Source organism: Arthrobacter sp. 10T413_2, from assembly GCF_056394205.1.
This window is the reverse complement of sequence record NZ_JBFTHK010000146.1, coordinates 1-11,102: the sequence shown is the minus strand read 5'-3', so window position 1 is coordinate 11,102 and position 11,102 is coordinate 1. Positions and strand designations below refer to the sequence as shown.

6 protein-coding genes and 1 pseudogene are annotated in these 11,102 nt (G+C 68.9%); 5 read left to right on the top strand and 2 right to left on the bottom strand.

What is annotated here, in order from left to right; translation table 11 throughout:
* The 5 genes and pseudogenes from AC1DBQ_RS18010 to AC1DBQ_RS17990 form a co-directional block, all read left to right on the top strand.
* Window positions 1–126 (top strand): annotated as a pseudogene (locus AC1DBQ_RS18010) (IS110 family transposase); the annotation flags it as partial.
* Window positions 127–333: 207 nt separating this feature from the next.
* Complete coding sequence (locus AC1DBQ_RS18005) at window positions 334–1,425, top strand: fatty acid desaturase family protein (RefSeq protein ID WP_476929815.1); 1,092 nt, start codon at window positions 334–336, stop codon at window positions 1,423–1,425.
* Between the two features lie 200 nt (window positions 1,426–1,625).
* On the top strand, window positions 1,626–2,591 hold the full coding sequence (locus AC1DBQ_RS18000; RefSeq protein WP_476929814.1) for a quinone oxidoreductase family protein: 966 nt from the start codon (window positions 1,626–1,628) through the stop codon (window positions 2,589–2,591).
* A 123-nt stretch (window positions 2,592–2,714) separates the two neighbouring features.
* The gene (locus AC1DBQ_RS17995) at window positions 2,715–6,638 is read left to right on the top strand and encodes a Pls/PosA family non-ribosomal peptide synthetase (RefSeq protein ID WP_476929816.1); all 3,924 of its coding nucleotides are present in this window, start codon (window positions 2,715–2,717) and stop codon (window positions 6,636–6,638) included.
* Window positions 6,639–6,827: 189 nt separating this feature from the next.
* Window positions 6,828–8,135, top strand: a complete 1,308-nt coding sequence (locus AC1DBQ_RS17990) for a M1 family metallopeptidase (RefSeq protein WP_476929813.1) — start codon at window positions 6,828–6,830, stop codon at window positions 8,133–8,135.
* A 63-nt stretch (window positions 8,136–8,198) separates the two neighbouring features.
* On the opposite strand, the gene AC1DBQ_RS17985 is transcribed toward AC1DBQ_RS17990, so the two are convergent.
* Both AC1DBQ_RS17985 and pheT read right to left on the bottom strand, forming a co-directional pair.
* Window positions 8,199–8,960, bottom strand: coding sequence for a 4'-phosphopantetheinyl transferase family protein (locus AC1DBQ_RS17985; protein ID WP_476929812.1), 762 nt, complete (start codon window positions 8,958–8,960; stop codon window positions 8,199–8,201).
* Between the two features lie 55 nt (window positions 8,961–9,015).
* The coding region (pheT, locus tag AC1DBQ_RS17980) for a phenylalanine--tRNA ligase subunit beta (RefSeq protein WP_476929811.1) at window positions 9,016–11,102 on the bottom strand (2,087 nt) is incomplete at its 5' end.

The following is an 11,102-nucleotide window of genomic DNA, read 5'->3' as shown; positions in this document are numbered from 1 at the left end:
AAACGCGGCCAAGGAAAGAAACACAACGCCGCCATCATCTGCCTCGCCCGGCGCCGCTGCGACGTCATCTTCGCCATGCTCAAAAACGGCACCCTCTACCAAGAAAAGGCACCCGAGGGCGCTTGACCAAAAGCATAGGGACACCCCCCCTCCCGGGCACAGCTTCGGAAGGGGCGTGCCGGCGTCAGGAGAGTTCCGCCGGCAGAGGATGACGGTGTGGATCGGCGGCCCGTGTAGACACGGGGGCGTATGCTGGGTAAAGGGTAATACAGACCGTGCAGCTGCGAATGTCAGTTGGAGCGTTGCCCGTAACAGTTACGAGGCAAGCGCTCCATGACCCTCACCACCGCAACGACGGAGCGACCGAAATCGCGCGTCCGGCAGCCCAATGCCGTCGTCCTCAGCTACTCGGAACTCCTGAAAACCGTMAAGGCCGCAGGCCTGCTCGAACGCCGCGTCGGTTTCTACATCACGGTGTTTTCCGTCCTGGCCCTCTTGATGGGCGCCACCTGGTTCGGCTTCGCCTTGATCGGTGACAGCTGGTTCCAGCTCCTCATCGCCGCGGCCCTGGGCATCCTCTGCACCCAGCTKAGCTTCCTGGCCCACGAGGCCGGACACCGGCAGATCTTCGCCTCCCGCCGCGCCAACGACTGGGCCGCACGGCTCCTTGCCACCTCGGTCGCCGGGATCAGCTACTCCTGGTGGGAGCAGAAGCACGGCGCGCACCACAACCACCCGAACGTCATTTCCAAGGACCCGGACATCGCCACCGGGGCGATCGCCTTCTTCCCGGAAGCCGCGGCCACCCGGCAGGGACGGTTCTCGTTCCTCACCCGCAAACAGGGCTGGTTCTTCTTYCCGCTCCTGTTCCTTGTGGGCCTGGGCCTGCAGATCGATTCGATCAAGTTCATCTTCCAGCGCGCCAAGGTCACGCACCGCTGGGTTGAAATCCCGATCCTCGTGGTCCGCCTCAGCCTGCTGCCGGTTCTCGCCTTCACTTTCCTGCCGTGGGGCATGGCACTCGCGTTCATCGCGGTCCAGCTCGCCGTCTTCGGTTTTTACATGGGCGCCTCGTTCGCCCCGAACCACAAGGGCATGCCGGTCCTGCCGGCTGACAGCCGCGTGGACTTCTTCAGCCGCCAGGTCCTGACCTCCCGGAACATCTCGGGCGGCCGCTTCATGGACATCCTGCTCGGCGGCCTCAACCGCCAGGCCGAGCACCACCTCTTCCCGGACATGGCCCGCCCCCAGCTGGACAAGGCCGCCGTGATCGTCCGCGAGTTCTGCGCGAAGCACCAGGTTCCCTACACGGAAACCACGCTCCTGCAGTCCTACGGCATCATCGTCCGTTACCTCAACGAGGTCGGCCTCTCCGCCGGACGCCACTTCGAGTGCCCGATGGCGACCGTCACCCGCCGCTACTAGCCGGGCGCAACGCCTCTGCCGCCGCCCGGGTACAGGCTCCGCCGGCGTACCGGCCGGGTGCGGGACCATCATGCGCAGGTCTGTTCATGGCCGCACCACGTGACGGCTAGTTACGGACGGCCCCTTCAGGGTTGTCGCCGGTGTCCCTAGGATGGTCCATGGGACGGGGACAGAAAATTCCCGCCCGGAAAAGGAGCCATATGATGCACGCTATCGTCGCCCGCCGGGCAGGKGGCCCCCAGGTCCTGGATCTCGACGAAACAGCCCGTCCCGTTCCCGGACCGGGCCAGCTTCTGATCAAGGTCGCCGCCGCGGGCGTGAACTTCATCGACACCTACAAACGCAGCGGCGTCTACAAGGTCGCMTACCCCTTCACGCCCGGCTCCGAAGCCTCGGGGACCGTGGAGGAAGTCGGCGACGGCGTCACCGCATTCGCTCCCGGCGACCGGGTGGCGACGGCGGAAGGCGTCAACTGCTACGCCGGCTATGCCCTCATCGACGGGGACAAGGCCCTCCCGGTTCCGGACGGTCTGGACGATTTCACCGCTGCGGCGCTGCCTCTGCAGGGCGTCACGGCTCACTACCTGATCAATTCCACCTTCAAGGTCGAGCCTGACCACACGGTGCTGGTCCACGCCGGCGCCGGTGGTGTCGGGCTCCTCATGATTCAGCTGCTCAAGGCCAAGGGCGCCCACGTCATCACCACCGTTTCCACGGACKCGAAAGAGCAGCTGGCCCGGGAAGCCGGGGCAGACCACGTGCTGCGCTACGACGGCTTCGCGGAGCGCGTCCGGGATCTGACCAGCGGCACCGGTGCGGACGTCGTGTACGACGKCGTCGGAAAAGACACCTTCGACGGCTCCCTGGCGTCGCTGCGCATCCGGGGCATGCTGGTCCTCTTCGGCGGAGCCTCCGGCCCGGTCCCGCCGTTCGACCCGCAGCGGCTCAATGCCGGCGGCTCGCTGTACCTCACGCGGCCCACCATGGGCCACTACCTTCGCGACGCCCGGGAACGCCGCTGGCGCTCGGACGAAGTCTTTGCCGCCGCTGCCGCGGGCAGCCTCAAGGTCAGGATCGGCGCGCGCTACTCCCTCGCCGAGGCGGCACAGGCCCATGATGACCTCGAACAGCGCCGCACCACGGGCAAAGTCATCCTGGTCCCCTAAAGCCGCGCGGGCGCCTAAACCACGCGGCAACACCATCCGTTCATCTCTTGCAGGGACAATGCGCCAGTGACCGAGCAACAACTGACCCCGAGTAAAGCCCCCGACGCCGGTTCGGCACAGCGTGTGGCGGCGGACKACACCCCCGTCTACGCGCCCCAACTGCCCGGCGCGCTCTCCGCCCCGCCGGAGCGGACGCTCATAGACATCCTTCGCAATACTGCCGACCGTTTCCCTGATGCATCCGCCCTTGACGACGGCCACCGCTCGCTCAGTTACGCCCAGCTCATGCACGAAGTCCGGGCAACCGCGCGGAAACTGCACATGGCCGGACTGGGTGCCGGCGACAAGATCGGCGTCCGGATCCCGTCCGGCACCAATGAGCTCTACATCTCGATCCTGGCGGTGCTGCTCGTCGGGGCGGCGTACGTCCCGGTCGACGCCGACGACCCCGACGAGCGGGCCAAACTGGTCTTTGGGGAAGCCAGGGTTTCCGGCATTMTTCGCGCCGGCGCGAAGATCGTCACGGACAGCAAACACCCCCGGCCGTTCCCCGCGGCCAGGCAGCCGGGCCCCGACGACGACGCGTGGGTCATCTTCACCTCCGGGTCCACCGGCACTCCCAAGGGCGTTGCCGTCCAGCACCGCTCGGCCGCCGCGTTCGTGGACGCCGAGGCCCGCCTCTTCCTGCAGGATGATCCGGTGGGCCCGCAGGACCGGGTGCTGGCAGGATTGTCCGTTGCCTTTGACGCCTCCTGCGAGGAGATGTGGCTCGCGTGGCGCAACGGCGCCTGCCTCGTCCCGGCACCCCGAGCGCTGGTCCGCACCGGGATGGACCTCGGCCCCTGGCTCATCAGCCACGGCATCACGGTGGTATCCACCGTCCCCACGCTCGCCGCGCTCTGGCCCGTCGAGTCGCTGGAAAGCGTCCGCCTGCTGATCTTCGGCGGGGAAGCGTGTCCGCCGGACCTTGCCGAGCGGCTCGCCGTCGAGGRCCGGGAAGTATGGAACACCTACGGTCCCACCGAGGCCACCGTGGTCGCGTGTGCCGCGCMGCTCGGCACGCCCGGCCCCATCCGGATCGGCCTGCCGCTGGACGGCTGGGACCTCGCCGTCGTCGACGCCGATTCACTCCCGGTCGCCGAAGGCGCGGTGGGCGAACTGATCATCGGCGGCGTCGGGCTGGCCCKGTACCTTGACCCGGTCAAGGATGCGGAAAAGTACGCCCCCATGCCGACGCTGGGCTGGGAACGCGCCTACCGCTCGGGCGACCTCGTCAAGTACGAGGCCGAGGGCCTCATCTTCCAGGGCCGCGCCGATGAACAGGTCAAGCTCGGCGGCCGCCGGATCGAACTGGGCGAAATCGACGCCGCCCTCCAGTCKCTGCCGGATGTCGYCGGTGCCGMCGCCGCGGTGCAGACCACGGCGGCGGGCAACCAGATCCTGGTCGGCTACCTTGCCGCCGTGGCTGGCCAGGACATTGACCTCGCAGTCGCGCGCGAACTGCTGGGCGAGAACCTGCCGGCACCGCTCATCCCGCTCCTGACCCTCGTCGATTCGCTGCCMACCAAGACCAGCGGCAAAGTGGATCGCCATGCCCTGCCCTGGCCGCTCAGCGGAACCGGAGCCGTCGAGGCCGAAGGCGCCGCGCTGAACCTGCCCGACGACGCGCAATGGATCGTACAGCAATGGAGCGCCGTGCTGGGGAGCCCGGTCACGAGCCTCGACGCTGATTTCTTCGCCTACGGCGGCGGATCACTGGCAGCCGCGCAGCTCGTATCCGCCCTGCGCGTGCGCTACCGCACCATCACGGTGGCCGATATCTACGCGACCCCGAGGGTAGGCGCGCTGGTGGACACGGCCCGCCAGTCGCTACCCGAGGGCGGGGCCGTTCCCGCACAGGAGCGGACCGTCCGGCCCACGGCACGGAGGTCCCAGGCCTTCCAGACGTTCATGGGCGTCCCCCTGCACATCCTCGTCGGCATGCGCTGGCTGACCTACCTGATGGCCGCTAACAACCTCCTGGCGGCCTTCGCCGGATTCAGCGCCGCGCCAATAATTTCGTGGTGGTGGGTCGTCGCCTCCTGGCTCGTCTTTGTCAGCCCCGCCGGGCGGATGATGATCTCCATTGCCGCGGCCCGGATCCTGCTCCGCAACGTCGGGCCCGGAACGTACCCGCGGTCYGGGAAGGTGCACATCCGGCTCTGGCTCGCTGAGCAGATCCAGGACCTCGCCGGCGCTATCAGCCTGGCCAGCGCGCCGTGGGTCCCCTACTACGCAAAGGCCCTGGGCGCCAAGATCGGCGAGAACGTCCAACTGCACTCCCTCCCGCCCGTCACCGGGCTGCTGACCCTCGGTGCCGGGTCCAACATCGAGCCCGAAGTTGATCTGTCCGGCTGGTGGATCGACGGCGACCTCGTGCACATCGGCGCCATCAGAATTGGCCCCGGCGCGAGCGTCGGGGCGCGCAGCACACTCATGCCGGGAGCCATCGTGGGCGCAGGAGCGCAGGTGGAGCCGGGCTCCGCAGTCATGGGGAAGGTCAAAGCCGGCCAGCTGGTGGCAGGGTCACCGGCCGAGCGCCGCGGCAAGGCCCGGCACTCGTGGCCGGAAATCCCGGCCGAGCACCGGCTGATCGGCCGGCTGTGGTTTGCCGGGTTCGCCGCGGCATCCGCGGTGCTGGCCCTCATCCCCTACGCMTCCGCCGCCGCTGCGGCCTTTGTGATGTTCTCATTCATCAAGGGGCACTCCTCGTTGTCTGCAGCCTTGCCCGGACTTGTGCTCTCCATCCCCTTGGCGGCACTCGTGTGGTTCCTGACCAACCTGTTGTTGGTCCTTGCCACCACACGGCTCCTCAGCATCGGCCTCGCCGAGGGCTACTACCGTGTCCGCAGCCGGATCGGTTGGCAGGTGTGGGCGACCGAGCGGGTGCTGGACCTGGCCCGGGATCTGCTGTTCCCGATCTACGCCAGCCTCTTCACCCCGGTTTGGCTCCGGCTTCTCGGCGCGAAGATCGGCCGCAACGTGGAAGCCTCCACGGTGCTCCTGATCCCCCGCATGACCACCGTGGGAGAAGGCGCCTTCCTGGCCGACGACACCATGGTGGCGTCCTACGAACTGGATGGCGGCTGGATGCACATTGCGCCGGCAAAGATCGGCAAACGGTCCTTCCTGGGCAACTCGGGCATGACGGCGGCCGGCCGCAACGTGCCCAAGAACTCCCTCGTGGCGGTCCTCTCCGCGACCCCGGCCAAGGCGAAGTCCGGGACGTCGTGGCTCGGCAGCCCGCCCGTGCGGCTGCGGCGCACCGCCATCGCCTCCGACGACACCCGGACCTACCAGCCGCCCCGGCGGCTGAAGGTCGCACGCACCCTGTGGGAGCTGTGCCGGTTCGTCMMGGTCATGCTCACGGTCGCGATCGCCGTCGCCGTGATGCTGGCATTTGACGCGATCGCAACCATCCTTAACTACGGTATCGCCGCCGTCCTGGGCGGGGTGGTGATCCTGCTGGCCGGTGCCACAGCCGCAGGCAGTGCGGTAGCGGCCAAGTGGCTGCTGGTCGGCCGCATCCACCCCGGTGAACACCCGCTCTGGAGCTCCTTCATTTGGCGGAACGAAGTGGTGGACACCTTCATTGAGATGGTCAGCGCCCCATGGTTCGCGCGGGCGGCAACGGGCACACCGGCGCTGGTCTGGTGGCTGCGGGCGCTCGGCGCGAAAATCGGCAGGGGAACCTGGTGCGAAAGCTACTGGCTGCCCGAGGCGGACCTCGTGACCCTCGGCAGGAACTCGACCGTCAACCGCGGGTGCGTCGTCCAGACCCATCTGTTCCATGACCGCGTCATGAGCATCGACACTGTTACGCTCGATGACGGAGCCACCATGGGACCGCATGGCGTCATCCTGCCGCAGGCCAGGATCGGCACCGGCGGCACGGTGGGGCCGGCTTCCCTCGTCATGCGGGGMGAAACTGTCCMTGCCGGCACGTACTGGATGGGCAACCCGGTCAGCCCCTGGGACGGGCCCGCACCGCCCGCCAAGTCCCGGTAGGCCCGKCMCGCGTATGTCCGACAGCACCACAATCCGAAGGTCCGTCMATTGAGTACCAGTGCACCAAGCAGCGGCGCCTCTGCCACCGGCGGGGATACTGCCGKAGAAATCGGCGGGGATACTGCCAGGCACATCAGCAGGGATACAGCCAGGGCACCGGCCCGGGTTGTTGGCTCCCCGGACCCCTATATGCCTGGCCACGGGACCCATGCCTACCGGGTCACCCGGTATGAACTCGAGCTGGACTACAGGGTCAGCAGCAACCGCCTGAACGGGCGCGCTGTCCTGCACGCCATGACGCAACTTCCGACGTCGGCGATCGTCCTGGACTTGACCGGGCTGCGGGCCACCAAGATCCAGCTGGACGGCCGCAAGGTGCGCCGGTTCACCCAGCGGKCCGAGCAGCTCGTCGTATACCCGGAAGTGCCGCTGCTCGCCGATGAGGCCTTCAGCCTGGACATCCGCTACGAGGGATACCCTGCGCCCCGCCGCGGCCTCTGGGGCGAAGTGGGCTGGGAAGAGCTCTCCGATGGCGTGCTGGTGGCTGGCCAGCCCAATGGCKCCGCTTCCTGGTTCCCGTGCAATGACCACCCGCGGGACAAGGCGAGCTATCGCATCACGGTGACCACCGAGGCGAACTACCGGGCGGTGTGCAACGGGGTGCTGCTGTCCCGCACCAGCAGGGCCAGCCGTGAGACCTGGGTGTACGAGCAGGCCGAACCCATGGCCACCTACCTCGCAACGGTCCAGATCGGGCGTTATGAGCTCCTGACGCTCAACGCCGAGCGGCCGTCGGGACACGTCCCCCAGTACGTGGCCGTTCCGGCGGCGCAGGCGGCGGACGCCCGGGCAGCCCTGGCCCGGCAGCCCGACATGATGCGGACCTTCACCAACTGCTTTGGGCCGTATCCGTTCCCGGAGTACACCGTAGTGGTGACCGGGGACGTGCTGGAGATCCCGCTGGAGGCACAGACGCTGTCCATCCTGGGTCCCAACCATTTGCGGCAGGACTGGGAGTCGCAGCGGATGGTCGCCCACGAGCTCGCCCACCAGTGGTTCGGGAACTCGCTCACGACGGCCACGTGGAAGGACATCTGGCTGCACGAGGGCTTTGCCTGCTATGCCGAATGGCTCTGGTCCGAAGAGGCCGGCGTGATGTCGGTGGCCGGTCGCGCCCGCGCTGCCTGGCGCAAGCTTTCGGCCCTCCCACAGGACCTGATGGTGGGCGACCCGGGCCCGGAGCTGATGTTTGACGACCGCGTCTACAAGCGCGGAGCCCTGGCCCTGCACGCACTGCGGGTGCGCTCCGGCGACCTCGCGTTCTTCGCCCTCCTGCATGACTGGACGGACCGTTTCCGCCACGGCACCGTGACGACGGCCGACTTCATCCTCACGGCGGCCCACGCGACGGGCCTCGATGCCGAGGCACTGCTGCACCCGTGGCTGTACGAGGACGCCCTCCCGCCGCTGCCGCAGGCGGCGCCGCCAACGCCCTGACGGCGGCCGGCGTCGCAGAAAGACCGGCCGCAGAACGACCGGCCGCGTACAGACCGGAAGCGCCTAGGGATAGACCGCCACGGCGACGGCGGCCACGAGGTGGGCGGGCAGCCCGGCCTSTGCCGGCGGCAGGTCCCGGAGCCCGGCACGGCCGTCGACGTCCCCCTCCAGCACGTCATCCGGGGCGTCGTCGAAGACGTCGACGGTGTCCGGAGCCGTCTGCAGTCCCGTGCCGGTCATCTTGAGCCAGGCCTCTTTGCGCGCCCACAGCCGTGCCCGCGCGCGCAACAGMTCGGTGCCGGCCAGGCCCGCGAGGTGGGCGCGTTCCGCCGGGGTCAGCACTACGGCGTCGAAACCCTCGAAGTCGGTCCTGGCAGGATCCTCAACGTCGATCCCCAGACGCAGGCCCGGTTCCGGGTCAACGATTCCTGCCAGCAGCGTCCAGCCGGCCGCACGGGAAAGGCTGAGCAGCAACKGCGCCGCTGCTCCCCCGATCAGGTAGCCGGGACGGCCGTGGGAGATCTGCGTGCCGCTGCCGCAGCGCGGACAGCTGTACCAGGCTGTGAGGGCCGACGCCGGCACACCCAGCAGCCCGGCGGCGAACCTCCGCTGCGCCAGCCGTCCGGCGAGGAAGTCCTCCCGTGTCCGGGGGGTCATGGCCCGTGCCCGGTGCAGCTCCGGTCCGTCCAGAAGGGAACGCGCGTCGCTCTCCAGGAGCGAGGCAGCTGCCGCCGTTGCCGCAGCTGATGCGGGGTCCAAGGGATCGCCGGAGCTCACGGGCACGCGAAAGGGCGGGCAGGCACGCACAACAAGGTGTGATGCCATGACCCGCCCTTTCAGCTCGCCAGCGCCGTCGTCAGCTCAGTGCTCAGCGCCGCAGTTAGCGCTGCACAGCCCCGAAGCGTTCGTGGGCAGCGGCGACGGCACCCTCACGGGCCGCCGATGCCTCGTCCGCCGTCAGKGTGCGGTCGTCGGCGCGGAAGCGGAGGCTGAACGCGAGCGACTTCTTGCCGTCCTCGATGCCCTTGCCCGCGTAGACGTCGAACAGTGCGACGTCCTCGAGCAGTTCGCCGGCGCCTTCACGCAGGGCCGTAAGCACCTCTCCGGCCGGGACGTCCTGCGGGACCACGAGGGCCACATCCTGGGTCGCCACCGGGTACGTCGAGATGTGCCGGGCCACGATCACGTCGGCGGCGGCCTCGAAGAGGGCGTCGGCGTTCAGTTCCAGCGCCACGGAGCGGGCCGGCATGTCGTAGGCTGCCAGCAGCTTCGGATGCAGCTCCCCGGCGTAGCCCACTACCTCGCCGGTGCGCAGGGCAATCTGCGCGGCCCGGCCGGGGTGGAAGGCCTGGTGCCGGCCCTGCGTGACCACGAGGTCGACGCCGAGCACATCGCCGGCGACGCGGGCGATATCCAGGGCGTCGGCCCAGCCCCACGCCCGCGGGGCGTGGCCCGGGGCTGCGGGCGAGTCGTGCCCCGTGAGAACCGCGGCGAGGTGCAGCGGCTGGTCCGGGACGCCGTCGTACAGGGCATCCAGCACCTCGTCGCCGGGTTTGACGCCGAGCGGCGGAATCGAGGCGGTACCCAGCCGCTCGCCGGGCAGGAACACGAGCCCGGCCTCGAAAAGGGCAAGGTCGCGGAAACCGCGCGAGTGGTTGCGCTTGGCCACCTCGATCAGGCCCGGCAGGATGGAGGTCCGCAGGAAGCCGTGCTCCTCGCTGATCGGGTTCGCCAGTTTGAGGGCCGTGCGCGCCGCACCCTCGGCAGGAACGCCGAAGGTGTCGTTGGCAGCCTTGGACACGAACGGGTAGGCCAGCACTTCGGTGAGTCCGGCGTCGGCGAGGGCCTGGATCAGGCGGCGGCGCTGCTGCTGGACACGGGTCAGGCCACGGCCCGGCGGCGCCACMGGCAGGGTTGCCGGGATCTTGTCGTAGCCGACCAGCCGGGCGATCTCCTCGGTGAGGTCGTCTTTGGTTTCGAGGTCGTTGCGCCAGCTCGGGKCGGTCACCGTGTGGCCGGCGGCGCTCGTTTCGACGACGGCGCCCAGGTCCTCGAGCGAGGTCACGATGTGGTCCTCGGTGAAGTCGATCCCGATCCGGGCGGCGGCGTAGCCTGCCGGCAGTTCGATGGTGACGGCGTCCGGCGCAGTGCCGACGTCGGTCCCCGCCTCGTCGGCGGTGCCGCCGGCGAGTTGGACCAGCAGGTCCACCACGCGCTGGGCGGCGACGTCGGCAACCTGCCAGTCCACGCCTCGTTCGAAGCGCTTGGACGCCTCGGACGGGAGCTTGTGGCGGCGGCGCGAGCGCGCGATCGAGACTTCGTCGAAGTGCGCGGCCTCGACCAGGACGTTGGTGGTGGAGTCCGACACCTCGGTGTGGGCACCCCCCATGACGCCGGCGATCCCGATGGGCCCGGAGGCGTCCGTGATCAGCAGGTCCTCGGAGTCGAGCGTGCGCTCCTTGGCATCCAGGGTGGTGATCTTCTCCCCTGCCGTGGCCCGCCGGACCACGATGTCGCCGGACAGCTTGTCCAGGTCATAGCAGTGGTTCGGCTGCCCGAGCTCGAGCATGACGTAATTGGAGATATCCACCGGCAGGGAGATGGACCGGATACCGGCGAGCCGGAGGCGGGACGTCATCCACGGCGGGGTGGGCCGGGTGGCGTCCACGCCGCGCACCGTGCGGGCCACAAAGCGGTCGCAGCCGGGCTTGCMGTAGATCGGGGCGTCGTCGTTGAGCTTGACGCCGTAGCYGCCGGAAAGCACCTGCGGGGCGTGGACCTTGGATGCCGGGTCGGTGAACTCGGTGCCGGTGGCGTGCGCGTATTCACGGGCCACTCCGCGGATGGAGAAGCAGTAGCTGCGGTCCGGGGTGACGTTGATTTCGGCGGCCTGGTCATAGAGGCCCAGGAGTTCCATGGCGTCGGTGCCCAGTTCGGGGTCGAGGCCGATCCGGGACAGGACCAGGA